The sequence below is a fragment of the Hymenobacter cellulosivorans genome (genome assembly GCF_022919135.1).
Classification (GTDB): domain Bacteria; phylum Bacteroidota; class Bacteroidia; order Cytophagales; family Hymenobacteraceae; genus Hymenobacter; species Hymenobacter cellulosivorans.
This window is the reverse complement of record NZ_CP095049.1, coordinates 937,141-964,013: the sequence shown is the minus strand read 5'-3', so window position 1 is coordinate 964,013 and position 26,873 is coordinate 937,141. Positions and strand designations below refer to the sequence as shown.

11 protein-coding genes are annotated in these 26,873 nt (G+C 59.2%); 6 read left to right on the top strand and 5 right to left on the bottom strand.

Going from position 1 to position 26,873, the window contains the following annotated elements:
• Positions 1 to 4 precede the first annotated feature (4 nt).
• Positions 5 to 3,364, top strand: coding sequence for a T9SS type A sorting domain-containing protein (locus MUN80_RS04090; RefSeq protein WP_244719984.1), 3,360 nt, complete (start codon positions 5 to 7; stop codon positions 3,362 to 3,364).
• A gap of 77 nt (positions 3,365 to 3,441) precedes the next feature.
• On the opposite strand, the gene MUN80_RS04085 is transcribed toward MUN80_RS04090, so the two are convergent.
• From MUN80_RS04085 to MUN80_RS04065, 5 genes are all read right to left on the bottom strand, one after another.
• Positions 3,442 to 6,600 carry an efflux RND transporter permease subunit gene (locus MUN80_RS04085; protein ID WP_244719981.1) on the bottom strand — a complete coding sequence of 1,053 codons (3,159 nt, stop codon included), beginning with the start codon at positions 6,598 to 6,600 and terminating at the stop codon, positions 3,442 to 3,444.
• Between the two features lie 262 nt (positions 6,601 to 6,862).
• Positions 6,863 to 7,957 carry an efflux RND transporter periplasmic adaptor subunit gene (locus MUN80_RS04080; protein WP_244719978.1) on the bottom strand — a complete coding sequence of 365 codons (1,095 nt, stop codon included), beginning with the start codon at positions 7,955 to 7,957 and terminating at the stop codon, positions 6,863 to 6,865.
• A 44-nt stretch (positions 7,958 to 8,001) separates the two neighbouring features.
• Positions 8,002 to 9,282, bottom strand: coding sequence for a TolC family protein (locus MUN80_RS04075; protein WP_244719975.1), 1,281 nt, complete (start codon positions 9,280 to 9,282; stop codon positions 8,002 to 8,004).
• A 184-nt stretch (positions 9,283 to 9,466) separates the two neighbouring features.
• Positions 9,467 to 10,768: a sensor histidine kinase gene (locus MUN80_RS04070; protein ID WP_244719972.1), complete on the bottom strand. Its 1,302-nt coding sequence runs from the start codon at positions 10,766 to 10,768 to the stop codon at positions 9,467 to 9,469.
• Positions 10,769 to 11,092: 324 nt separating this feature from the next.
• Complete coding sequence (locus MUN80_RS04065; protein WP_244719969.1) at positions 11,093 to 11,770, bottom strand: response regulator transcription factor; 678 nt, start codon at positions 11,768 to 11,770, stop codon at positions 11,093 to 11,095.
• Positions 11,771 to 12,414: 644 nt separating this feature from the next.
• Here MUN80_RS04065 and MUN80_RS04060 point away from each other — a divergent pair.
• The 5 genes from MUN80_RS04060 to MUN80_RS04040 all read left to right on the top strand — a co-directional run bounded on the left by MUN80_RS04060 (position 12,415) and on the right by MUN80_RS04040 (position 26,858).
• Positions 12,415 to 16,641, top strand: a complete 4,227-nt coding sequence (locus MUN80_RS04060; protein ID WP_244719966.1) for an Ig-like domain-containing protein — start codon at positions 12,415 to 12,417, stop codon at positions 16,639 to 16,641.
• A 146-nt stretch (positions 16,642 to 16,787) separates the two neighbouring features.
• Complete coding sequence (locus MUN80_RS04055) at positions 16,788 to 18,677, top strand: cellulase family glycosylhydrolase (RefSeq protein ID WP_244719963.1); 1,890 nt, start codon at positions 16,788 to 16,790, stop codon at positions 18,675 to 18,677.
• Between the two features lie 305 nt (positions 18,678 to 18,982).
• On the top strand, positions 18,983 to 20,827 hold the full coding sequence (locus MUN80_RS04050; protein ID WP_244719961.1) for a 7TM diverse intracellular signaling domain-containing protein: 1,845 nt from the start codon (positions 18,983 to 18,985) through the stop codon (positions 20,825 to 20,827).
• 288 nt (positions 20,828 to 21,115) lie between these two features.
• A complete protein-coding gene (locus MUN80_RS04045; RefSeq protein ID WP_244719959.1) occupies positions 21,116 to 23,593 on the top strand; it encodes a glycoside hydrolase family 3 N-terminal domain-containing protein in 2,478 nt (825 codons plus the stop codon).
• Positions 23,594 to 23,672: 79 nt separating this feature from the next.
• On the top strand, positions 23,673 to 26,858 hold the full coding sequence (locus MUN80_RS04040; protein ID WP_244719957.1) for a SusC/RagA family TonB-linked outer membrane protein: 3,186 nt from the start codon (positions 23,673 to 23,675) through the stop codon (positions 26,856 to 26,858).
• Positions 26,859 to 26,873 lie beyond the last annotated feature (15 nt).

The window sequence follows — 26,873 nt, the reverse complement described above, 5'->3', positions numbered from 1 at the left end:
TTTTATGAAAAAACCGTTATTAATCCTTGGGATGCTGGGGATGTTCCTGCCTTCGTTTGGCCAGGAGGAGCCCACCACCACTATCACGCAGGAGCTGCAGGCCAGCTTGAATACCCTGGACCCGGCCCGCATCAAGACCCGGGTGCTGTACGACTTGGCAATGCCAGTCAGTAAGCCCGAAAACTTCACTGGCAACGCCGAAGCCGTCAACAGCTACGACAACTGGGAGCAGCAGTACACCGAGTTTTACCTGGCCTCGCTCGACCGGAGCAGCCTGCCAACGCTGGAAGAGCTGCGCGGCCGGATTCAAAATAAGCTGAAGGCCGGCCAGGTGCCCCTGCTGGTGCTTAACTACGAATACGACAAGCTGCTGCCCGACGCGGCCAATCAGAAACTCATAACCATCGACTCGGTCAATGCCCAGGTGTACGACGGGCCCGACTGGAGCCGCAGCCCCTATACCCAGGGCCGGGTGTTTGCTACGGCTCTGCCGGTGGAGAAATACAGCGGTAGCTACGAAGTATACATCGGCCCGGAATTCTGCTTCGGCAACCACACGACCAAGGACGTGTGGCTGGACACCGGCGACGGCAGCGGCTGGAAGCCGCAAACCATGGGCACTTCCACCACGGCCGTATGGAACAACAACGAAGTATACTCCCGCTCCACTGTCGGCACCGATGCGGCGGGCACGGGCAGCGCCTCGGCTTCGCTTCAGCAGCAGCAGGTGTGGGTATACGCCGATGGCGCTTACGCCACGACCACCGTACAGCAGGCTCGTACGGCTTCCATTCAGCCCGACCTAGCCCTGGGCCTCGCGGCCTCGCGCCTGTGGGGTTCTTTGCCCCGGGCCCGGGCTATGGCCTGGGTGAAATGGGGCAACGGCAATACCAGCGGCAAATTCCGCAAGCCCCTGATTTTTGTGGAAGGTATTGACTTCCGCAAAATGCGGGCGGGCAGCTCCTGCTTTAACTATGCTCCCGCCTCCACCGGCCCGGTGCCTTTGTCTAATTTCCAATCGACGGGCTGTATTTTCAACGGTAGTGGCACGGGTATCTTCCGCAACGGGGAAGCCGGCTGGAACGAAATGGTCGACTACAACGGCGACTATAAGGCCCTGGAAAAGCTGCCGGCTTTGCGGGCCGAGCTGCAGCAGCAAGGCTACGACGTGGTGTACCTGGACTTCACCGACGGCGCCGACCTGATCCAGAACAACGCCATGGTGCTGGTCGAACTGCTCGACTATATTAATAACTCCGCCAACCGCGCTGCCGATGCTCAAGAGTCGGTGGTGATGGGAGCCAGCATGGGCGGACAGGTGTCGCGCTTTGCCCTGGCCTGGATGGAGCAGCAAAACCTGTGTCACAACTCCAAGCTCTACGTTTCGATGGACTCGCCCCACCGCGGCGCCAACATTCCGCTGGGCTTGCAATACATGGTCGACCGTCTGGCCGACGTCTGGATTGGGTCGGGTAGTGCTAAGGAAGCCCGGGAAGATCTGCGCACCCTGGCCAGCCGGCAGATGCTGATTTACCACTTCGACGACGGCGCGGCCATGTCGTACCGCAACGAGTGGCAGGCCTGGCAGAACTCAGCCAACAGCTATCCTTCGCTGCTGCGCCGGGTGGCCGTAGCCAACGGCAACAGTCAAGCCTCGTTTATGCCCGGCTCCTGGCCCGGCATGGAGCTGCTCAGCATCAACCAGCACAATATTCTTACCCTGGGCACCGGCGACGCCTTTGCCTACGCCATTCCCGGCGCTTCCTCACGGGGCAACAACAACGTTATTTTCCGCTACTCCAAGCAGTACAGCCTCAAATGGCACTACAAGCAGGTGTCGCCCAGCATGCCACAGTACGATACGGCGCCGGGTTCTACCTACCGCACGGCCGGCATTATCCGGAGCCAGAAGCCGGCTTTGTTTAACAACGGCCCGGAGTTCCACACCTTCATGCCGACTATCAGCGTTATCGACGCCTTCGTGGCGGGCCCGGTGTGGAGTCCTAACCTGAACTACAACGTGGCCGCCAACATTGCCGCCGACCGGCCCGACCGCACCAAGTACGCCTTCGACGCTTACTTCGCGCCTTCCCAGAGTGAGCCGCACGTGCAGGTAACCAATGGTACCGGCTCGTACCAGGGCAACACCTCGTACTACTCCAACAACACCAGCTGGATTCTGAATGAGCTGGCCCAGTCGAACACGGCCCTGCCTCAGAGCCTGTCGACGGTGTACAACTTCGGCAACGCCTACCGGCGCCTGCTGCCCTCGGTGCAGGTAAACAGCGGTGGGCAGCTCTACATCAACAACGGGTATCTGCCCGCTAGCGGCGGTACTTCGGCTACGCAAGCAGCGCCCGGCCCCGGCAATTTCGAAATGTACACCTCCAACTGCGGCACGGTGGTGCAGCTCAACAGTGGTGGCATCTTCGCCGTGGGCGTCAGCAGCAGCTACACGGCCAGCCTGAACATGAACAACAAGAGCCTGCTCGACCTGCGCTCCGGGGGCCGGGTAGATGTAAACGTGGGCTCGGTGCTGCGCATCAAGCCCGGTGCTACCCTGGTGGTGCGGGCCGGCTCGGTGCTGAACGTGTATGGGCAGGTAATTGTGGAGCCCGGTGCCTACGTCTGCGTCGAAAACTCGGCGAGCATCGTGGTGGCCTCCGGTGGGCAGTACACGGTGCAGAGCGGGGCGTATCCTACGGCTAACCCGGCCCTGAACCTGGGCACCCTGGCTTGCGGCTCGGTTCCGGTAACGTGCAACACGGCCACGGTTACGATTTCCTCAACCATTGTCAACTCCAACCTCTGCGAAGCCCAGTACCGCCTGACGGCAACCGGTACCAATATCGGCAGCAACTTCCGCTGGACCATCGACGGCTACCCAGACACGTACTTCGATGGTAGCCAAACGGCTACGGTCTGGATTGACCAGTACTACAACAACGTGCCCGTTTCAGTGACGGTAAACAACTCCTGCAACGGCGGCAACTCGCCTACCGCCAGCCGGACCGTGTACCGCACCTTCCCTAAGTGCGGCTACGTGCGCCCCGACGCCCAGCGCATCAGCCTGTACCCCAACCCCTCGGATAACTACCTGCTCATCACCTCCAAAGATCCGGCCCGTACCAGCGGCGAGGTTGTGAGCAGCTTGACCGAAGCAGGCACCCAGGAGCAGTCGGCCTACGACTTCCAGAACTTCCGGGTGGAGCTCTATGACGGTCGGGGCAAGCAAGTGAAAGTAGAGCAAACCCGGCAGGGCGAGCTGCGCCTCGATACCTCGAAAGTACCCAACGGCCTGTACCACATTAAGGTGATTCAGGGCAAGGAAATACTGGAAGAGAACATCAGCATTCAGCACTAGCCCCACGGCTTGCGGCGAATGAAAAAGGCCGGCAGGAATATTCCTGCCGGCCTTTTTGTGTTCAACAACACCACATGCTAGTGCAATACCAGCTCGGGTTCGGGTACGGCCTCCGGCTGCTGCGGACCGTATTTGCTGTGCTCGGCCCGGTAGGCCCGCTCGAAAATCAGGGGGAAGATGAACAGGGTGAGCACCGTGCCAGTCACTAGGCCGCCGATAACGACGATGGCCAGGGGCTTGGACGTTTCGGAGCCGATACCGGTGCTGAGCGCGGCCGGTAGCAGGCCGATGGTGGCCATCAGGGCTGTCATGACCACCGGGCGCACCCGGGTCGTGACGCCGTCGAGCAGGCTGGCGTCGAGGCTCATCTTGCGGAGCATGTTCTGCTTAAAGACCGAGATGAGAATCACGCCGTTCTGAATGCAGATGCCGAACAGGGCAATGAAGCCGATGCCAGCCGAAATCGAGAAGTTGGTGTGCGTAATGAGTAGGGCGGCAATGCCACCGATGATGGCAAAGGGCACGTTGAGCAGCACTAGCCCGGCGTCCTTGAGGTTGCCGAACAAGATGAACAGGATAAAGAAGATCAGGCCGAGCGAGATGGGCACCACCTGCATGAGGCGCTCGGTGGCCCGGCGCTGGTTTTCGAAGTCGCCGGTCCACTTCATGGAGTAGCCTTTGGGCAAACTCACCACCTGATTCACCTTTTTCTGGGCTTCCTCGATGGTCGAGCCCATGTCGCGGCCCCGGATGCTGAACTTCACGGCTGAGAAACGCTTGTTGTCGTCGCGGTAAATGAGGGAGGGGCCATTGACGGGGCTGATGGTCGAGATTTCCGAAATCGGAATCATTTTGCCCGCCTGAGTGGGCACCATCAGGCGACTGATTTGGGCGGGCGTCTGGCGGTACTGTTCCTCGTAGCGCACCCGCACCGGGAATTTCCGCTCGCCCTCGTAAAGCTGGGTGGCCTGCTTGCCGCCCACGGCCATTTCCAGCACGGCGTTGGCGTCGGCCTTGCTCACGCCGTAGCTGGCCATGCGCTGCTCATCCAGCTCGACGTGCAATTCCGGTTGTCCAATGTTGCGCAAAAGCCCTAGGTCGTCGATGCCCTCAATGTTCTTGAGCACGTTGTAGACCTCGCCGGCTTTGTGCTCCATCAGGGCCAGGTCGGTGCCGTAAATCTTGACGGCAATGGAGCCCTTCACGCCCGAGGCGGCTTCCTCCACATTGTCCATGATGGGTTGGGAGAAGTTGAAGTTGACGCCGGGGAAGCGGGCCAGCTGGCCCTTCATGTTGTCGATGAGCTGCTCACGGTAGGCGGCGTGCTTCATCTTGTCCTGCACTTCCTTGGTGTGCTTGATCTGAACCAGGAACTCGTTGTTGTAGAAGCCCGTCGGGTCGGTGCCGTCGTTGGGGCGGCCGGTCTGGCTCACCACATCCGACACCTCGGGGTAGGAGAGAAACACCCGGCGCATCTCGTTGCAGAGCTTGTTCGACTCATTGAGCCCGATGCTCAGCGGCAGCTGGGCCCGCACGTAGATGGAGCCTTCGTTGAGCTCGGGCAAGAACTCCGAGCCCAGGAATTTGAACGCGCCCAGACCCGCCACTACCACCACGGTAGCCACAAGCAAGCTGATGGTCTTGTGGCCGTAAGTCAGGCGGAAGAAGCGCTGGGCCCCGCGGTTGACGCCCCGCACGAAGAAGTTGTCCTTTTCCTGCACGTTCTTGTTCAGCAGCATGCTGGCCAGTACCGGTACCAGGGTTAGCGTAAATATCAGGGCGCCGAGCAGGGCAAAACCCAGGGTCCAGGCCAGGGGGGAGAACATCTTGCCTTCCACCTTTTCAAAGGAGAAAATCGGCAGCAAGGCGGTGATGATGATGGCCTTGGAAAAGAAAATGGCCTTGCCCATGTCCCGGCCGGTTTTCTTGATGAGGCCTAGCTTAGCCAGATTGTTAAACTTGGCCATGCCCACCTTGTGCGCCTTGTGGTCGAGGGCCACGAAGAGGCCTTCCACCATGACCACGGCCCCGTCGATGATAATGCCGAAGTCGATGGCGCCCATGCTGAGCAGGTTGGCCGACATGCCCTTGAGCCGCAGGCAGATAAAGGCAAACAGCAAGGCCAGCGGGATAATGACCGACACAATGACCGTGGTGCGCCAGTCGGCCATGAACAGAAACACGATAACCGTCACGAGCACGATGCCTTCGAGCAGGTTGTGGAGCACGGTTTCGGTGCTGAAGTCGATGAGCTGCTGGCGGTCGTAGAAGGTCTTGATTTGCACGCCTGCGGGCAGGATCTTCTCGTTGAGTTCCTGCACCTTGGCCTGCAGGCTGGCAATAACTTCGGAGGGGTTTTCGCCCTTGCGCATCACCACGATGCCCTCTACCATGTCGTCATTGAGGCCGCGGCCCACTTTACCCAGCCGGGGCAGGGCCGATTCCTGCACCAGGGCCACGCTTTTAATTAGAATCGGGGCCCCGTTCACGTTCTTGATGACCGTGTTGTTGATGTCGCTGATGTTGTTGAGCAGCCCGATGCCGCGTACCACGAAGTTCTGCTGGCCCTGCTGAATCACGTCGCCGCCCACGTTAATGTTGGAGCGCTGAATGGCCTCGTACACGTCGAGCGGGGTGATGCCGAAGGTTTGCAGCTTGGTCGGGTCCACGCTGATTTCGTAGCTTTTCACCTCGCCGCCGAAGCTGTTCACGTCGGCCACGCCGGGCACAGCCTTCAGGTTGCGCTCTACCACCCAGTCCTGAATGGTCTTGAGCTCCCGCACGGACTTGTCCTTGCTTTCCAGGGTGTAGCGGTAGATTTCGCCGGTAGGGCCGTAGGGCGGCTGCACTTCCGGGTCGATGCCGTCGGGCAAATCCACGCCGGCCAGCAGGTTGTTGACCTGCTGCCGGGCAAAGAAGTCTTCCACGCCGTCGTCGAAGATGACCTTCACCACCGACAACCCGAAGAGCGAGGTGGACCGCACGCTGGTTTTCTTCTGCACCGGGTTGAGCCCGATTTCGATGGGGGCCGTGACGAACTTCTCAATTTCCTCGGCAGAGCGGCCCGGCCACTGGGTGATGATGGTGATTTCGGTGTTGGTAACGTCCGGAAACGCCTCAATGGGCGTGTGCCGGTAGCTATACACGCCGCCCGCAACAATTACGGCCGTCATGAAGAAGACGAAGAAGCGGTTCTTAAGCGAAAATGCGAGGATGTGTTGGATGAACTTACCCATGATAAATCGGGGCTGACGGATGTGTAATTAGGCTGGACCGAAGCGCAAAGCATCCCGCGTGCTGACGTTGCAGCATCGTTAATTAGAAAGTCAGTTGGGCTGAGGGTACCACAGCATCTCCACCTCTTTGGTACCACTGCCACCGGGCTCCAGGGGCACTGGGTGGCAGGTTCAGCCTGACAGTTTCTTTCGCACGCGGGATGCACTATCGGCGCCGCGGCCAGCGGGTTGGGTGGGGTTCTGGCTTTCCCCGCAAGTCTGTTTAGTCGTTCAGCTCGTCGTAAATGAGCAGCTGATTCTGGGCAATGATTCGCTCCCCGTCCTGCAGGCCGCTTTGCACGTAGCTGGTCTCGCCCACGGTTTTGGCCACTTTCACCTCCCGGGTTTCCACGTGGCTCCGGTCCTTGAAGACCATCACGAAGTTGCGGTCCTTGTCGAACACCACTGCCTTGGCGGGCACGGCCAGCATTTTCTGGTTGCCGCTGGTATTCTCCACCTTGATTTGGGCGTACATCTCGGGCTTGAGCAGGTAGCCGGGGTTCTGGAGGCGCACCCGCACTTTCATCACCTTGCTTTCGGGGTCCAGCACGTTGAACACCTTGTCGATTTTGCCGGTGAAGTGCTGGTCGGGGTAGGAGAGGGTCGTCACGTCGGCCGCGTAGCCTTCCTTCACCTTGCTGATGTCGGACTCGAAGACGTTGGCCATAATCCAGACCTCGTCGAGGTTGGCGATGGTGAAGAAGTTGCTGACGTTGTCGTCGTTGTACTGCATGTTCTCCGTCACGTTTTTCTCCGTGATAAAGCCCGAAATCGGGGCCTTGATGGTGTATTTGCCGTCGGCCGACACGCCGTAGACGCCCATCTGCTTTCTGGACTTGCCCACGTTGCCCTGGGCTTTTTGCAGCTCCTTGCGGGCCAGGGTCACGTCGCGCTCCGAGGCCAGGCCGGCCTGGTACTGGTCTTCGAGCACCTGCAGGTTTTTGCGGGCAATATCGAGGTCGGTGCCGGCGGCGCTGCTTTGATTTTGCAGGTCGGCAATTTCGCCCGAGCGGATGATGGCCAGCACCTGCCCTTTCTGCACGTAGTCGCCGAGCTCCACGCGCAGGTCTTCCACCACGCCGCCCACCAGCGGAAACACCTTGGCCGTTTTGTCGCCGTCGGTGGCAATCTGGCCCGACAGTGTCAGCTCGTTGCGCACCGTCTGGGCGTGCACCGTGTCAATCTTGAGCTCCCGCAGCATCGTGTCCGACAGGGAGAAGCCGGCCTCGGCCGTGGGTTTAACATCAGCTTCGTGTTGGGAGCAGCCGGCCAGCGTAAGGCTCAGGGCAAAAGGCAGGAGAGGGGCAAAGCGGTTCATATAGGTTGCTGGAAATGTCGTTTGGAGAAGAAAGCGGCGGCCGGTTACTCGGCTTTGAACACCGGGCGGCCGACGGCGAAATTGAGCTGTTCGAAGGCCCGCACCCGGCTGGCCCGCAGGCTGTTGAGCTGCACAAGGTTGGCTTTGTAGCTCTCGTAGAAGTCCAGGAATTCCACCAGGGTCAGGTTGCGCTTGGCGTAGCTTTGCTCGATGCCGCCGATGAGCCGGTCAAAGTCGCCGGTGTCGCGGTTGGTGCTTTGGTAGAGCTGGTCGGTCTGGCGGGCCAGCTGGTAGGCCTGGCGCACGTCGTTCTGCACGGCCAGCTGCTGCTGGTCGAGCAGGACTTTGCTGCCCTCGGTCAGGGCCCGGGCTGTGCGGATGTTGCCCTGGTTGCGGTTGAACAGGGGCACGGCCACGCCCAGCGTCACAGCGTTATAGTTCTGGATGTAGTTGCCGGCCCGGTCATACACGTAGCCTACGGCCAGGTCGGGCGTGGCTAGGGCGCGCTGCAAGCGTAGGTTTTGGGCTTGTTGCTCGGCATAGGCCTTGCGCACTTTCAAGTCGGCGCGCTGCACCAGGGCCGTGTCGGCCAGTTGTTCTTCGGAGTAGGCTCCCAAACTCAAGCTCCGCAGGGCCGTTGGGTCAGCTATAGGCCGGTAATGGGTGCCCGAGTTGTCGCGGAGCAGCACGTGGAAGTCGGCCTGCTGACTGGCAATGTCGGCCAGCAGAGCCTGCTTTTCGTTCTGGAGCTGAAACAGGAAGGCTTTCAGCCGAATCACCTCCTTGAGAGCAATGTTGCCCTTGTCGTACTGGCTCTGGTATTGAGCTACGGTCCGTTGGAAGGTGCTGATTTCCTTGTCATACACCCCGATGGTCTGCTGCTTGAAGTACAGGTCGTAAAAGGTGGTGCGCAGCTGGTAGCGCAGGTTGCGCTGTAGGTCTTCGAAACTGAACTGCTCAACCAGCGCGTTTTGCTGGGCCACGCCCGCGGCGGCTTTGCGGCGGCCAGCTAGGGCAACCAGCTGCTGCACCTCCAAGATGGTGTTGCCGGTGCGGGTCACGTCCAGCACCTTGCGGGTCTGGGGGTTATAGGTGTTTTGCTCAATGCTCACCGTGGGGTTGTCCCAGAGCCGGGCCTGCACAATCTGGGCTTCGGCGGCCGTTACGTTGTAGCGCTGAGCCAGCAGCGCGAGGTTGTTCTGCACGAAGCGCTGTTCGGCCTGGGGCAGCGTGAGCCGGATAGTATCGGGGGCGGCAGGTTCCGGAGCGGCGTAGGCAGCACTGGTCAGCAGTAGGGCCGCTAGGAGGGAAAGGAGGCGTTGCATATCCTTTGGAAAGGTTCGATATGCAAGAGTACGCCGGTCGTATTAGGCCCGAATTAGAGGGGCATTAGAAACGGATTAGAAGCTGAATATTTCGATAAAAAGACGCTTTCAGCTTACTTAAAGCAGTTTTTTGGATGAGACTAATTGGCCAATAACACAGCGTGGGCGGTTAGGTCCACCCAGTTTAGCCGGCGCCGAACACCACTTCCACCACGGTCCCGTTGCCGAGCCGGGACTGAACGTACAACTGCCCGCCGTGTAGCTCAATGATGCGTCGGGCCAGGGGCAGACCCACGCCGTGGCCCACCACCGCCCGGGCATTGTCGGCCCGGAAGAAAGGCTGGAAGATGCGGTTCAGGTCTTTCGCTGCAATACCAATGCCTTGGTCCTCGACCTGCAGGAAGATTTGGTCGTGCCGGTAGCTGAAGCGTACGGCCACCGGCTGGCTCCCGGAATACTTCAGCGCGTTGTCGAGCAGGTTGGTCAGGGCCCGGCGCAGCAGCTGGCGGTTGCCCTTTATTTCGAGCTGCTCGGGCATAGCCGGCAACTCGTCCATCGTAACCTGAACGCGGCGGCGCAGTTCGGGCAGCAGGGCTTCCCGGGCCTCCCAGAGCAGCTCATCGAGCCGAATTTCTTCCCCGTGGTCGGCGGCATTCTCGACCTGGGTAAGGTCCAATAAGTTATTAATAAGGAGTTTAAGCTCCTGCAATTCGTTGAGTACCGAGCTCAGGGCCTCGCGGTAGGCGGCCGGTTCCCGGTCCCGGTTGAGCAGCACCTGAATTTCGCCGATGGTAGCTGTGAGTGGAGTGCGTAGCTCGTGGGAGGCATTGCTAACGAAGGTGCGCTGTCCCTCGAAGCCTTCTTCGAGCCGTTCGAGCATCCTATTAAAGGTGCGGGCCAGGCGCGTGATTTCGTCTTGCTCACTGCGGCTCAGTCCCTGCTCATCCACGCGCAGGTGCAGGTCGCGGGCCGTAATCCGGTCTACCTGGTCGTTGACGGCGGCAATGGGAGCGAGGGCCCGGCCCGCAAAGACCCGCCCGGCCACGTAAATCACCACCAGGCTGCCCACGAAGATGCAGGCCAGCATCGTAGCCAGATGTTCCAGCCGCTTACGGCCCGACAGGTTTTCGGCGGCGGCCACAATGATGTACTCGCCCTGATTGTCGCGGTAGAAGATGCCGACAGCCTGCCGCGCGCCCAGCTCGAAGTACACTTCTTTCTCGGTCAGAATACGAGCCAGAATCTGGTCGGAGATGTTCACGCGCCGGTCCTGCTCAATAAAGCGCGGACGGAGCTGGGCATCGTAAATCTGAAGAACCTCACCTGCCAAGGTGCGCAGGTAGCGCCGCTGAAATTCCCGAAAGGCCTCAGCCCGCAGTTCATCCTGCTCCAAAAACACGTAACCCGTCACCTCGGCCCGGTCGCGCAGGCGCTGGTGAAACTCATCCTGGGTGTAGTCGGCCTGCAGAATGTATACCACCGACATAGCTGCCAGCAAAATTACGGCAACAAGCCCCAGAAAGAGCCAGGTAAGTCGGTTACGGATAGTCAATTCGGTAACGGTTAATGTGCGAAGGTGGGTTGAATGTGCTGAGGTGCTAAGGTGGCTCAATGTGGAAAATTTGCTCCCTATATCCTTGCGAGGCACTAGCCGAAGTAATCCGTCCTCTGCTGGTAACAACTCCCCTTTTACCAGAAAGCTCTTTTCTGTTCGTGCGACAAAGGTCTTTTCACTTTAGAGGGCGGAGTCCCACGGATGTAGCTCGCAAGGACCCGGGTTCTGGCTCAGCACATTTCCCACCCTAGCACATTAACTCTCTTCCCGCATTACGTAGCCCATGCCGACCACAGTGTGAATCAGTTTTTGGCTGAAGCCTTTGTCAATCTTGTTGCGCAGGTAGTTTACGTATACATCAATGACATTGGAGCCCGAGTCGAAGGAGTCTTCCCAGGAGTTCTCCGCAATTTCGCCCCGGCTCAGCACCCGGCCTTTGTGGCGCATGAAGAGCTCCAGCAGGCCAAACTCCCGGGCCGTGAGCTTGATACTTTGCCCGCCGCGGGTAACGGTCTTGGCGGCCGTATTCAACACCAAGTCAGCCAGAGTGAGGGTAGCGCCTTTGGTTTCGTGGCCGCGGCGCCGGGTCAGGGCCCGCACCCGGGCCAGCAGCTCCGGAAAGTCGAAGGGCTTAACCAAGTAGTCATCGGCACCGCCATCGAAACCCTGCAGCTTATCGGTCGTTGTGCCCAGAGCCGTGAGCATCAGAATAGGGACCTGCTGGTCTTGAGCCCGGATGGCCTGCAAAACTTCCAGGCCGCTGAAATGGGGCAGGATGACGTCCAGAATAATCAGCTCGTAGGCATGAGCCAAGGCCAGTTGCCGGCCAAAGCGCCCATCATAGGCCACTTCCACGTCGTAGCCTTCCTCTTCCAGGCCGCGCCGGATGAAGGCAGAAACTTTCGGCTCATCTTCCACGAGTAGGATTTTCATGGCCCTAAGGTACTACAGGGTTCGACCAACTTGTTGCTTACCAGGGCAAGCCGAAGGAGCAAGACTAAAGTAGAGGAGAAGGGTGAGGCGTGAATGAACCCAGGTACCCGCTACAGTCAGGCCCGGAGCCGGGAGGAAAATAATTGCATAAAAAGTAGGCTAAACCAGTATGATTTTCATTGTTTTTTATCTGGGGCGGTAAGACGAGAAGGAAGTCGGCAGAGAGAGGCAAGGCGGGGCTTTACGTGTGCTATAAGTGTATAAGCAAGTTGTGAGGCAACTTGCAAAACCGTTTTTCTAAGCCGATGAGTGGGTTTTTAGGTTTGCATTTCCCAAACAACGTCTCAATATTTGGCCTCCCGCAAACGTTTGTGGCACCTTCTTCCGGCAACCAAGCTCAGGTCGGTATTACCGCTGACTACTGAATTGGCCCCGACTGGCTGCTCTCATTTTTGCACTCCTGCTGCTTCTTTCCCGACCTCCGCTCCGCTCTCTACCCTAGTCTCATCCCACCTATTGCTGCTGTGGTCCACCGGGCTCCAGTCTCAATGCTGATTCCCCACCAATCCAGCTTAAGCAATATGAGAACTCAGTTCTACGCACATCGGGCGCCGCAGGGCGCGCCGGCTTCATGGGTCCGAAGGGTGCGCCAAGTCGCGCTGACTGCCCTTTGCCTATTTGGGGCTCCCGTTGCCGGGTGGGCCCAGTGCAACCAGCTCGTGTGGGCCGATGAATTCAACACGCCCGGCGACCTTAGCAAGTGGCAGGTATATGAAGGCGACGGCTGCAACGTAGGCAACTGCAACTTCGGCAATGCCGAGCTGCAAGCCTACCGGGCCGCCAATGCTACCGTTACAGGCGGTTTTCTAAACATTGCGACCCGCTACGAAAACACGGTAGTAGGCGGCCGCACCTACAACTACACTTCGGCTAAGCTACAGTCGAAAACGGCGAGCGGCGCCCTGCAAACCTTCAAGTACGGCAAGATTGAGGCCCGCATGAAGCTGCCCTCGGCCCAGGGCATCTGGCCCGCGTTCTGGATGCTGGCCGACCCCGGCAACTGGCCTTACACGGGTGAGATTGACATCATGGAGGCCAAGCATAAGAACCCTAAGTCAGTGGCGGGCACCATCCACTACGACGCGGGCGGCTGGCACTTCACCGGCCGTGAGTATAGTGGCACGGTCGACTTATCAGCTGATTTTCACGTGTATACCATTGAGTGGGGTCCCGACCAGATCAAGTGGTTCGTAGATGGCACGCTCTACCACACGGCCTCGCCCGAAACGACTTTTGGTAACGCCTGGCCCTTCAACACCAACAACTACTACCTAATCCTGAACACGGCCGTGGGTGGTCCCGGCACGCCGTTTACCGGCAACACCGCGCCCAACCCCGCCGACTATCCCAGCACCACGCAGGTCGACTACGTGCGGGTGTATACCGGACCCTCCAACTACGCTGTGTACGGCGACGGACAGGTATACCAGGGAGAGCAGGGCAAAACGTATCGCCTCGACGCCATTACCGGCGCCACCTACAACTGGTCGGTACCCTCCGGCGCAACCATTACCAGCGGGCAGGGCACCAATTCCATCCAGGTAAACTGGGGCAACACGGGCGGCACCGTAACGGCTAGTGTTGCAGTAAATGGCTGCGCAGCTACTACTTACACCAAAGCCGTAACGGTCAGTGCGCCTTTGCAGCTCGACCGAGTGTACGAAGATTACGAAGCCAACCGCGCCCTGACCTACGGCACCATGACTGGCGTGCTGACCCAGGCCACCGCCAACCCCGCTGCTGTAGCCCCGAATACCTCGGCCAAGGTCGGGAGGTACGTGCGCAACGGCTCCGAGCAGTATGACGTGCTCTATGTGCGGGGCCTGACGGTAAGCAACGCCTCGGACTTTGCCGCCGGCCGCCGCAAGGTGTACATGGACGTGTACTCCACTGCCCCGGTGGGCAGCAAAATCACGATGCAGTTTGAAAACAGCCGCACCGTGCTGGCCACCAACTACCCCACGGGTCGGCAGAGTTCCTACTTCGCTACTACCAGCCGCCAGAACGCCTGGGAGACGTTGGAATTTGATTTTGAGAAGGTTATCGACGCGGGGACCAGCGTCTACGACATCGACAACGTGGTCTTTCTGTTCCAGCCGGGCATTACCTCGGGGGCCACGTTCTACCTCGACAATATCCTGGTCAAGAAGAAGCCCGATGCGGCCGTAGTAGCTACTGACATCCTGGAGAACTACGACGGTACCAGCCGGATTACCTTCGACGCCACGCTGACCAACGGTGCCTACACACCGGCCGTGGCTAACCCCAGCGCCACAGCGCCCAATACCTCGGCCAAAGTAGCCCGGTACGTGCGCAATTCGGTGGAACAGTATGACGTGCTGTTCTTTACGGCCGGCACGCCCGGTAGCGTAATTGAAGATGCCAGCCTCTTTAAGGACCAGACCAACCAGATTCTGGTAGATGTGTATACCTCGGCTCCGGTGGGTACGCCGGTGGTTTTGAACCTGCAGAACAAGGCCGCCGCCGCGGGCTCGTACCCCGCCGGCCGCAACAGCAGCTACGAGGCCCGGACCACCAAGCAGAACGGCTGGGAAACCCTGACGTTCTCCTACACCTCGTCGCCCGACGCGGGTACGGCCAACGTGAGCATCGACCAGCTGGCCTTCCTGTTTGCCAACAATTCCCGCACCGGCGACACGTATTACGTGGACAACATCCGGGTGGCCAAGTACGCCGCGCCCCCGACTTACACGGCCGGGACGGTGTTCGAAGACTACGAGGCGACGCACAACCTGACTTTCCTCAGCGCCGACGGCACTTACACGCCCACTGTGGCCAACCCCTCGGCCGTGGCTCCGAATACCTCAGCCCGCGTGGGCCGCTACGCCCGCAACGCCACGGCGACTTACGATGTGCTGGCCTTCCGCACTAACTCGATTAAAGACGGCAGCGCCTACAAAAAGGGCGACAAAGTGTTTGCCATCGACCTTTACACTACGGCCCCCGTCGGTACGGTTATTTCGTGCCAGTTGGAGAATGTAGCCCAGTCGAATACCGGCAACTACCCCACCGGCCGCCACAGCATCTACCAGGCGGCCGTGAAGCAAACCAATGCCTGGCACACGCTGACTTTCACCTTCGCCAGCGCCCCGGACCTGGGTACGCCTGACATTGACGTGGACAAGCTCGTGTTCCTGTTTGCTCCCAATTCGACGACCAGCGCCACCTACCACATCGACAACATCCGCAGCTTAGTCAAGACCGGAACGACGCCAACCAACGCCGTACCCACCGTCAGCCTGACCTCGCCCACCAGCGGCGCCACGTTTGCGGCCCCGGCCAGCATCACCATCAGTGCCAATGCTGCTGACTCCGACGGTGCGATTTCGAAAGTAGAGTTCTACAACGGCACCACGCTGCTGAATACGGACACGACCAGCCCCTACAGCTACACCTGGACGGGCGTGGCAGCCGGTACGTACTCGATTACGGCCAAGGCCACCGACAATGCCAACGCTACCACGACTTCCTCGGCGGTGAGTGTGACCGTGAACGGGGCAGGCAACACGGCCCCCACGGTTAGCATTACGGCTCCAGCCAACAACAGCAGCTTCACGGCTCCGGCCAGTGTGAACATCACGGCCAATGCTGCTGATGCCGATGGGACTATTACCAAAGTAGAGTTTTATAACGGCACGACCTTGCTCGGCACCGACACGGCCAGCCCCTACAGCTTCAGCTGGACGGGTGTAGCAGCTGGCACGTACTCGATTACCGCCAAGGCTACCGACAACGGTGGAGCTGTTACGACTTCGGCTGCGGTGAACGTCACCGTAACTGGCGCTCCTACGGGTACTAATCTGGCCTTGAACAAGCCTACCACGACTTCCTCGACCGAAGCACCCGAAATGAGTGGGGCCCTGGCTGTAGACGGTAATGCAACGACCCGCTGGGCCAGCGCCTTTGCTGATCCGCAGTGGATTTATGTGGACCTCGGGGCCCGCTACAACGTGAGCCAGGTGAAGCTGAGCTGGGAAGCCGCCTACGGCAAAGATTACTTGGTGCAGGTTTCCAACGACGCGGCCTCCTGGACTACGGTAAAGACCGTAACCAGTAACACCACGCTCACCAACGACCACACCGGCCTGAGCGGTGCCGGACGCTACGTGCGCATCTACGGCACGGCCCGTGGCACCACGTACGGCTACTCGCTCTATGAGCTGGAAGTGTATGGCACGCCGGCCAGCACCAGCAGCACGGTATGCGGCGGCACGGTAACCAACGGCGACTACCGCTACGAGGTCAGCACCGCCAACGGTACGGTAAGCTGGAAGTTTGTGCCCCTGACGCCTATTGCCGGCAGCAACATGGCTCTGCTTTATGTGAAAGTAGGCTCCGGTGGCTACGCTGGTTACAACATGACGGCCTCGGGCTCCGACTTCGTATTCTCCCAGCCTCAGGCAGCCGGTGCAGCCTTATCGTTCTACTTCACCTACCGGGTGGGCACTACTGGTACCGAGCGTAACTCCAGCGCCACGCCCCACAGCTACACGGTGGGCAGTACCTGCACCACGCCCCAGGCTACGCTGGCGGCTACCACAGCCAAAGGCAGTGTTATTAGCGCGGCTTACCCCAACCCGGTAACCAACCAACTGACCATAGAGCTGCGCGGCAATTCGGCCCACCAGCTGACCGTGACGGATGCTCGGGGCGCCATCGTCCGCACCCTGGCCACGCCGGCCGGAACCTCCATTGCCCAGCTGAACTTGGCTCAGTTGCCCGGCGGGGTCTACTTCCTGACCGTGCAGAGCGGCAGCGGGGTGGAGGTGCAGAAAATTATGAAGAATTAAGCGCGTGCCTGGCCCGATGACCACCGCTGGCACTGCTTCACAATAGTAAATGGGAGAGGTGAAGACCCTGGGTGGGCTTCACCGAAACGGGGCGGGATATTCCCGTCCCGTTTCTATTTCCGGCATTTGGTTAACCCTTTCTCGTTATGAAAACTTTTGATTGGCAGCAGCTTACTCAGCGGCTGTGCGGTTCTCTGCTCCCGCTGGCTGTGCTGGCCTCACTCGGGCTTCATAGCCCAGCCCAGGCCCAAAAACTCACGATGCTGCGCGCCCAGGGCGGTAAGACGGTAGATGCCGGCGGCAAGGAAATCGTGCTGCGGGGCTTCAACGTGGGCGGCTGGCTGTTGCAGGAAAGCTACATTCTTAAAACCGACACTCTCGACTCCCAGGCCCGCATCCGCGGCGGCTTACTGCGCACCATGTCGGACAAGGAGCTGGAGGATTTCTACGCCGACTACCGGGCCAAGTTTGTCACCAAGGCCGACATCGACTTCGTGGCGGCTCAGGGTTTCAACTGCGTGCGCCTGCCATTTCACTATGACCTGTTCCTCACCCGGGAGCAGCGCCTGGAGCGCAATAAGGTGAGCCGCACCCCCCGCAACCCGAAGGCTGTAGAGGCCTACGTGCAGCGCCTGACGCAGTGGTACGACCAGAACCAGCTCTTCACCGATGCTCAGAATCTGGACGGTTTCCGCATCATCGACGAGGTCTTGAATTGGTGCGCGGCCCGCAATATGTATGTCATCCTCGATTTGCACGCCGCCCCCGGCGGCCAGGGCTTCGACCGCAACATCAACGACAACTTCGTACCCCTAGACCTGTGGAAGCGCAAGGACAGCAAGGGCCGCCTCATCTACCAGGACATTACCGTGCGACTCTGGGAAAAGCTGGCCGCCCGCTACCAGCAGGACCCGCGTGTGGCCATGTACGACTTCATCAACGAGCCGCATAAGGTCAACGCTGAGAATGGGTTGTCGGATGATAACGCCGAAATCAATTCGCTCTACAGCCGCCTCATCAACGCCGTGCGCCGTCAGGGCGACCAGCACTTGGTGTTGCTCGAAGGCAACGGCTACGGAAACGAGTACACCAACCTCACGCCCGATAAGCTCCAAATTCAGGACCGCCGCAACCTCGTCTACAACGCCCACCGCTACTGGTGCCCCAATGACCCGGCCGCTGCCGACCCCAATCCCAACCAAATCAACCTGCTGGCCAACCTGGCGGCTTTCCGCGACAAATGGCAGGTACCAGTATGGGTGGGTGAAACCGGTGAAAACTCCAACGAGTGGTTTGCCGGTGCTGTGCAAGGTCTTAACAACCAGAATATTGGCTGGTGTCACTGGAATCTGAAGCGGGTAGAGGGCGTTACCAGTCTGCTGCGGGTCCGCAACTACGGCAGCATCCTGACGCCGGAAGGCCGCACGGCACTGCTGCGCAACATTCAGTTCAAAGAGTGCATCCCCAACCGCGACGTTATTGCTGCCCTTACCGGCCCGAGCCAGACCCGCGTGCCGTACGCCGCCCTGCGTATTCCCGGCACCATCCACGCCACCGACTACGACATGGGCCGCAACGGCATTGCCTACCAGGATGCCTACGCCGAGCGAGTTGATTACCGTAAAGAAGCGCCCACCAACAACGGCAGCGTGTACCGCAACGACGGTATCGACATTCAGGTCAACTCGGATAAGCCTTCTAATGGGTTTGCTATCAGTGACATGGCTACCGGTGAGTGGATTAACTACACCGTTACGGTAGCCAAGGCTGGAACCTACACGTTGCAGGCCCGGGTGAAAAACGATACGAACGCACCGGCCAAGCTTAGTGTTAAGCTCGACGATGCTGTAGTTGGCTCTCTGACGGTAGCTCAAACGCCGGCTTCCGCTCCCTGGACAACTATTGCCGTGCCCACTACTGCCTTACCAGCCGGCAAGCATACCCTGCAGCTCTACGTGGAGCAGCCGGGCGCCAGCGTAAGCTGGCTGCAGTTCAACCCATCTACCACCACCCCAACAACCCAGGGCGGGCAATAGTCCGCGCCCGGCCAGGAGCGTCACTTTTCGGGGCCTCGGCGTGCCAAACAGACACCCGAATACACCCCGCATTGCTGGTACTGCTGGTAGCCCTGCGTTGGTTTCCTTAAATTGGGAGCTACATGAGGCCCTACATCCGAAAATTCCCCCGACTTCAGGCTGCCGGTCTTCCCAACTGGCTCATCTTAGGCTGCCTGTGCCTACTTCTTTTCTGCTTCAGTCCAGCCCGGGCGGCTCCACATGAAGATACCCTGCGGATTCACGCCGGTATTAATGAGTTGTACGTCAAGCCGGTATATTATAGCGTGCTCGAAGACCCCTCGGGCCAATTGACCCTGCAAGACGTGCTGAGCCCGAAGTGGAACAGTCGGTTTCAGTCGGGTGACGTAACCTCGGGCGGTAAGCAGGCCGGCAACATCGAAAATACCGAATCGGCTTACTGGCTGCGTATCAGCGTCCATACCGACGATTTCGACGAGCATCACTGGTACCTGGAGATGTTCGACTCCCACATCAACGACCTGACTTTTTACGGGCCCAACCCGGCAGATGGCCGCACTACGCCCGTACGTACCGGCGCCGACTTTCCTTTCTCTACCCGGCCTTACGCTTATAAAAACTTCCTGTTCAGCCTCCAGTTACAGCCGGGTCAGACGCATACGTACTATTTGCGGCTGAAATCCAGCTCCAAAACCAGCTTCCTGGGCCGGTTGCGTAATGAGGCCATGCTTTCCTCGCACTTTCAGAGCGAGTACGGTATGCTCGGCGGCTTTTATGGCGTGCTGCTGATTATGGTAGTGTATAACTTGTTCATCTTCCTGTTCATCGGTGAGCAAACCTACCTGCGCTACGTAGCTTATGTATTGAGTTGCAGCCTATTGTTTCTTTCGGAAGACGGGTTGGGCTTCGAGTATATCTGGCCGACGCTGCCCTGGCTTAACCAAATCGTGAATGCCGGGGCCCCAATTCTGCTGCTGCTCACCTTTGGTTACTATGCCCGGCCCTTTCTGGATGCACCCCAGCGCCTGCCGCGTTTCGACCCAGTGTTGCGGTTGGTGGTGCTATTCAGCGCGGGCTTGTTGTTGCTAGACACCCTCTTTATTCAGTCGGGCTTTAGTTTTTGGCTCTACCTGTTGCCCTATGGTATGCTGTATTATGCTGCTATCCAAGTGTATAGGCAGGGATTTCGGCCGGCTCGTATCTTCTTGCTGGCCCAGGCTGGGGTAGTGGTTAGCTTGCTGTTCCTCATTACCCGCAAGCTGGGCGTCGATTTTTTTAACAACGCCTTCACCGTGTATAGCATGAACGTGGCCTTCGTATTCGAGGTGGCAGTGCTGTCGTACGCACTAGGTGAGAAAATCAAGAGCATTAAGGACGCCACGATTCGGGCCCAGGAAAAATTGGTGAAACAGCTGCGTAAGAAGCATTTAGCCCAAGACAGGCTAGTGGAGCAGCTCAATCAGAACCAAGCTCTGAAGGATCAACTCAACTCCGAGCTGGAAGAGCAAGTAGCGCGCCGCACCGAGGAGCTGCGCCGGCAAAGTGAGACCATTGTAGCTCAAAACCGGGAACTGCTCCAGGCTAATGGCTTGCTAGCCTTACAATCGGCTGCTATTGAGAAGCTTAACGCCGACTTGCAGCGTGACTTGCAAGAGGCGCAAACGGCCCGGGTACTCTCCAAGGAGGTTGATTTTGGTGAGTTCAGCCAGATTTATCCCGACAAAGATGCCTGCCTGAGCTACTTAGCCGATTTGAAATGGGCCCAAGGTTACCGCTGCCGTAAGTGCGGACACGAAAAGTACTGCGACGCCCGCGAAGCCCACGCCCGTCGCTGCACCAAATGCCGCTATGTGGAGTCGGCCACAGCCTACACGATGCTGCAGAAGTGTAAGTTCTCCATCATTAAGGCCTTCTATGCAGTCTTCCTGATTTACACGCACAAAGGCAATTATTCTTCCCAGGAACTCTCCCGGGTTTTAGAACTCCGCCAAGGTACCTGCTGGAGCTTTAGTCAGAAGGTTTTAGAAGCTATGCGTCGGCGTCGGCAAGCTCCTGACTACGATGAAAATGAGGGTTGGACCCACATTTTGCTAGACGCTACTACAACTGTGGAAGAGGACCAAGCCGTAGCTGAAACCGAGCGCTCCTGAGTATCTGCAAACGTTTGCAGCACAAATCGGTGTAGCACACAGAAATATTTTTGAAAAAAGAGGCCCTAGCGCCTCTTTTTTCATTGTTTTTTAGCCGTAAGTGCAATTCGATGACAAAAGTGGGCTAGGCTCCTAATTAGCCCGAATAGGGGGCTTAGGTGTGTGTGGTAAGTGTATAAACACGATGTGAAGTAGGCGAAAAAACGGCGTTTAATGAGCGTATGAGGCGTTTTTGCTCTTGCATTTGCCGAACAAGTCCAGATATCTTTGGGTATTCCCCCCAGCAAAATGACTACTACTCATTCCAACTTGGTGGCTCCCGTTGGGGCTGTTAAGAGCTCTGTTTCTTATGAGGAGGTGCGGTTGGCTCACGTCGCCCGCGTACTTCTGCTGGGTGCTGCACTATGTGCCTGGAGTAGCTGCCAACGTCCCAACCTGCAAACGATTCCGGCTGCATCGGCAAATAGTATTCCTCCGTCACCTGCGGCTGGTAGTGCCCAGCCCCGCGCTGTGGTGAGTGAGCGGGTAGCGGCGCTGCTGGCCCAGATGACGCTGGAGGAAAAAATCGGACAGATGACCCAGCTCACTAACACGGTCATCAATAACACTGGAGTTCAGCGCGACATAACCCTGGATTCGGCCAAGCTAGTGCCTCTGATCCGGCAGTACCACGTAGGGTCTTTTCTGAATGGGGAAGCCGTACCCGCTGCGCAGTGGGTAAAATACTCGGCGGCCCTGCAGCGCATTGCCATGCGCGAGTCGCGCCTCCACATTCCTATTATCTACGGTATCGACCACATGCACGGGGCCAGCTACGTAGCGGGCACGGCAATTTTCCCTCATAACCTGAACCTGGGCGCGTCTTTTAATCCGGAGTTTGCTCGGCAGACGGCCCGCGCCACGATTCTGGAATCGGCCGACCTGGGCCACCACTGGGTGTTTGCCCCGGTACTCGACTTAGGCGTAAATACTTACTGGCCGCGGGTATACGAAACCTACGGTGAAGACCCACTGGTGGCTTCGGTCATGGGTACGGCCTTTGTCAAGGAATTGCAGGAAAATAAGGAAATAGCGCCTTACAAGGTGGCTGCCTGTGGCAAGCACTTTCTGGGCTACTCCGACCCGCGGAATGGCTGGGACCGAACCAATGCCATGATTTCGGAGCAGCGGATTCAGGAGTTTTTCCGCCCCTCGTTTCAGGCAGCCATGGATGCCGGCCTGAAAACCGTCATGATTAACAGCGGCCTGATTAATGGGGAACCGGTACATGCTTCCAAGGCCATTCTGACCGATTTACTGCGCACCCAAATGGGCTTCAAAGGTGTGGCCGTAACCGACTGGGAAGACATTATCCGACTGGTGCGGGTGCAGAAAACGGCCGCTACGGAGAAGGAAGCCACCTTTATGGCCATTGATGCCGGCGTGGACATGGCCATGACGCCCTACACCACTAATTTCTGCCGCTACGTGAAGGAGTTGGTGCAGGAAGGCCGGCTGTCGGAGGAGCGCATAAACCTTTCAGCTGGCCGTGTGCTGCAGCTGAAGGATGAGCTGGGCCTTTTCGAACATCCCATGCCTCGTACCGACCGCCTCAACCGTATCGGCGACCCGGCCCTAAAGCAACAGGCCCTGGCTGCCGCCCGCGAATCGATGGTGCTGCTCAAGAATGAGAAGCAGACGCTGCCCCTGGCGCCGGCTACGGTGAAGCGCCTGCTGGTGGTGGGCCCGTCGGCCGATTCGCGCGCCAACCTGGCCGGCGGCTGGACGCTGGCCTGGCAGGGCCGGCCTGAGGCAGAGTACCCTAAAGAAGTCCTGACTATTTACGCCGCCCTGAAAAAGGAATTCCCGGGTGCCCAAGTCGAAACTATTCCGTACCGCGACGCCGCTGGCAAGCTGAGCCTAACCAGTATTGGCGCCGCCGCCCGCAAGGCCGATGCTGTAATCCTGGCCATTGGGGAGCGGCCCTACACTGAAGGGCTGGGCAACACCAGTGACCTGACGCTGCCTGATGAGCAGCAGCAACTGGTGCGGGCGGCGCAGGGGGCCGGTAAGCCCACGGTGCTGGTCATTATTGGTGGCCGGCCCAGCATCATCCGCTCTGTCGCTGAGAAGTCGTCGGCTATCCTGTGGGGCGGGCTGCCGGGCTTTGGCGGCGGGCAAGCCGTTGCCGAAATCATCAGCGGCAAGGTGAACCCAAGCGGCAAGCTCTCCTTTACGTACCCGCAGTTTGCCGGCCACATTTCGCCTTACCACCACGACAACAATGAAAACTCGCTCGACCTGAGCGACTTCGGAGCCGGCTTCGAAAACCGCGGCCCCAAATTCAAGCCGGCCATGCTCACAGAGTATGGCGAAGGCCTGAGTTACACCTCGTTCCGCTACAGCAACCTGCAACTCAGCGACACGGTGCTCAGCGGCAGCGGAGCGGTACGGGCTACGGTGCAGGTAACCAATACCGGCAAGCGGGCTGGCAAGGAAGCCGTCCTCTGGTTCCTGACCGATGAAGTCGGCCGCATCACCCGGCCGGTGCGCCTGCTCAAGCATTTCGAAAAGCAGGAGTTTCAGCCCGGGGAAAGCCGCGAAATGGTTTTCGAAATACGGCCGCTGCCCCACTTGAGCTACCCCAATGCCCAGGGCCAGGCCCAGCTGGAAGACGGCTACTTTACCCTGCGCGTGGGCAACCAAACCCGCCGCTTCCGCTACGCGAGTCCGGCTACGGCCACCTCGGCCCCAGTGGGGCAGAAGGGCTCTGGCTCTCAACCCTAAAATTGTCGGCCCGGGCCGGCGTGTGCTCGGCCCGGGTACTTTGTTTGTTTTTTGCTCTCCACTTCCAATTCCTACCCTCATGAATGCAAATAATTACCCGCATTTACTGCGGCGGGCTTTGCTTCTGGCCTCGTTAGGGCTGCCTACGCTGGCTGCCCCGGCCCTGGCCGGCTCACCTGCCCTGCCGTTGCCCATTGCCGGGCGTCCCACGCTGGCCGATATTCAGGTGTCGGGCCGGGTAACCCAGAGTACCGGTGAGCCGCTGCCTGGCGTGACGGTGCTGGTGAAAGGCACCACCATTGGTACGTCAACCAACTCGGATGGCACCTTCGTGCTGAGCGTGCCGGAAAACAGCACGCTGATATTCAGCTACGTTGGCTATCTGCGTCAGGAAGTGGCCGTGACGAGCAGCAACAGCGGCAACCTGGCCGTCACGCTCAGCGACGACTTGAAGGCCCTGAGTGAAGTAGTCGTAGTGGGCTACGGTACCCAGGAGCGGACCAGCGTAACCGGTGCCGTGTCGTCGGTGTCGGCCCGCGAAATTGCCACTCAGCCGGTGGCCGACGCTACCCAGGCCCTGCAGGGCCGAGCGGCTGGGGTAACCGTAACTTCCAACGGCGGGGCCCCCGGTGGCGCTGCCGGTACTTCCATCCGGGTACGGGGTATTACCTCGGCCGGCAATAACAACCCGCTGTACGTCGTCGACGGGTTCCCACTGCCGGAGGGTGGCGAAAACCAGCTGAACGCCATCAGCCCCAACGATATTGAAACCATCGATATCCTCAAGGATGCCTCGGCTACCGCTATTTACGGGGTACGGGCTGCCAACGGGGTAGTTATCATTACCACCAAGCGCGGCAAGGCCGGCGTATCGACCATCAACCTGGACGCCTACCGCGGGGTGCAGCAAGTGTGGCGCAAGCTGGACCTGCTCAGCGCTAAGGAGTACGCCATTATCAACAACGAAAACCGCATTGCCGGCGGCGAGCGAATCGTCGTAGATCGGCTGCGCAACCCCGATGCGCTGGGTGAAGGCACCGACTGGCAGGACGAGGTGTTCCGCCGCGCCGCCATTCAGAACTACGCCCTGTCGGCTACCGGCGGCAGCGACAAAGCCCGCTTTGCCGTATCGGGTAGCTATTTTCAGCAGGATGGTACGGTGGTTGGCTCCACCTTCGAGCGGTTTACGCTGCGCGCCAACGGCGACCTGCAGCTAAACAAGATCCTGAAGATCGGCAGCAACATCTCCCTGACCCACCTCAAAGACCGGCAGATTCCCTCTGGCGGGGGCACCGAAGGCTCGCGCAACGGGGAATATGGCACGATTCAGCAGGCCATCCGGATTCCTTCGATTATCCCCATCTACCGCCCCGACGGCAACTACTATGAGCCCCGCGGAGCCCAGGATAACTTCGTAGAGGAAAACCCCCTGGCTTCGGCTACCATCACCAACCAGAAGTTTGTTCGTAACCGCGCCCTGACGACGTTTTTCGCCGAATTAGAGCCGCTAAAAGGTTTGCGCTTCCGTACCAACGTGGGTGCCGACCTGATTTTTGATAACTTCAACAGCTTCCGGCCCGGGATACCTGAGCTGAAAGTAGGGGACGAAACTTACTCGACGCGCTACTCCCAGGCCACGGCCGGCGGCTCGGCTACCTCGAACTACAACACGAGCTTCCTGGCAGAAAACACGCTGACCTACGACCACCTGTTTGCCAGCCAGCACCAAGTGACGGTACTGCTGGGTCAGTCGGGTCAGATCATCGACCAGCAGGATGTGGGAGCTTACCGCACCGGCTACCTGCGCAACGACCTGCAAACGATTAACTCGGGCCCAGTCAACACGCAGATTTCCAACACCGGTAACGTTCAGCCCCGCCAGAAGCTGGCCAGCTACTTCGGTCGTCTCAACTACGAGTTTGCCGGTAAGTACCTGTTCCAGGCCATCATGCGCTACGACGGGGTAAGTAACTTCGAGCCCGGCAAGAAGTTCGGCTTCTTCCCCGGCGTGTCGGCCGGCTGGCGCATTTCGGAGGAAGAGTTTATGAAAGGCAACCGCGCCATCAGCAACCTGAAGCTGCGCGCGGGCTACGGTAAAGTAGGTAACCCCAACAACGCCGGCCGCTTTGCCTACCTGTTTGCCATCAACTCGGGCATTCAGTACCCCTTCGGCCCGAATGGTACGATTCAGACCGGCGCGGCTCCAACCCGCCTGCCTAACTACGACCTGCGCTGGGAAACCAACAACCAAGCTAACATTGGTTTGGACTTCGGCTTCCTCGACAACCGCTTCGAGGCCACCATTGACCTCTACAACCGCAGCTCGCCCAACCTGATTGCGCCTGTTCCGGTGTCGTTGGTATCGGGCACGTTTGAGGCCGTTAACCGCAACGCGGCCTCGGCCTACAACCGCGGCGTTGACTTCTCCTTCACCTCGCACAACCTGCGCGGCAACGGCTCGGATCTGAACTGGACCACGACTCTGAACGTTTCGGCTTACAAAACGGAACTCGAATCGTTGGGTGAGGGCAAACCTTATGACGGGCTGAGCGTGCTCAGCGGCGTGATTGTGCGCTACGACCAGAACCAGGCGTTCGGCTCGTTCTACGGCCTGGTGGCTGATGGCCTGTTTCAGACTCCGGAAGACGTGAAAAACCACGCTGTGCAGACGGCCGGCGACAATCCGGCCAAGAGCACTGCGGCCGGCGACATCCGCTTTAAGGACCTGAACGGTGACGGCGTCATCAATGCCAGCGACCGGACCTTTATCGGCAATCCTAACCCTGATTTCACGTACGGCCTGAACAACACGCTGTCCTGGAAAGGCTTTGACCTGAACATGTTCCTGCAAGGCTCCCAGGGCAACGACATCTACAACCAGAACCGCTACATCCTGGAAAGCGCCCTCTATGGCAACAGCAACGGTAGCGCCCGGGTACTGGGCCGCTGGACCGGCGCTGGCACCAGCAACGACGTACCCCGCGCTGTAGCCGGCGACCCGAACGGCAACCTGCGCGCCAGCAGCTACTACGTGGAAGACGGCTCTTACATGCGCATCAAAACCCTGACGCTGGGCTACACCCTGCCACAGACCATCATGAGCCGTATTTCGGCTAAGCAGGTGCGCGTGTACGTGAGCGGGCAGAACCTGCTGACGCTGACCAAGTACAGCGGCTTTGACCCCGAAGTAGGTTCCCGTGGCGTGGACCTGGGTGTATACCCTCAGTCGCGCGTGTTCCTGGCTGGCGTCAACTTCGGCTTCTAATCTCCTAACCACCCT

Excerpts from the sequence above, each read along its gene's own strand:
- MUN80_RS04090 (WP_244719984.1), top strand. The coding sequence starts at position 5 with ATGAAAAAACCGTTATTAATCCTTGGGATGCTGGGGATGTTCCTGCCT.
- MUN80_RS04085 (WP_244719981.1), bottom strand. The coding sequence starts at position 6,600 with ATGGGTAAGTTCATCCAACACATCCTCGCATTTTCGCTTAAGAACCGC.
- MUN80_RS04080 (WP_244719978.1), bottom strand. The coding sequence starts at position 7,957 with ATGAACCGCTTTGCCCCTCTCCTGCCTTTTGCCCTGAGCCTTACGCTG.
- MUN80_RS04075 (WP_244719975.1), bottom strand. The coding sequence starts at position 9,282 with ATGCAACGCCTCCTTTCCCTCCTAGCGGCCCTACTGCTGACCAGTGCT.
- MUN80_RS04070 (WP_244719972.1), bottom strand. The coding sequence starts at position 10,768 with ATGTCGGTGGTATACATTCTGCAGGCCGACTACACCCAGGATGAGTTT.
- MUN80_RS04065 (WP_244719969.1), bottom strand. The coding sequence starts at position 11,770 with ATGAAAATCCTACTCGTGGAAGATGAGCCGAAAGTTTCTGCCTTCATC.
- MUN80_RS04055 (WP_244719963.1), top strand. The coding sequence starts at position 16,788 with ATGAAAACTTTTGATTGGCAGCAGCTTACTCAGCGGCTGTGCGGTTCT.
- MUN80_RS04045 (WP_244719959.1), top strand. The coding sequence starts at position 21,116 with ATGACTACTACTCATTCCAACTTGGTGGCTCCCGTTGGGGCTGTTAAG.
- MUN80_RS04040 (WP_244719957.1), top strand. The coding sequence starts at position 23,673 with ATGAATGCAAATAATTACCCGCATTTACTGCGGCGGGCTTTGCTTCTG.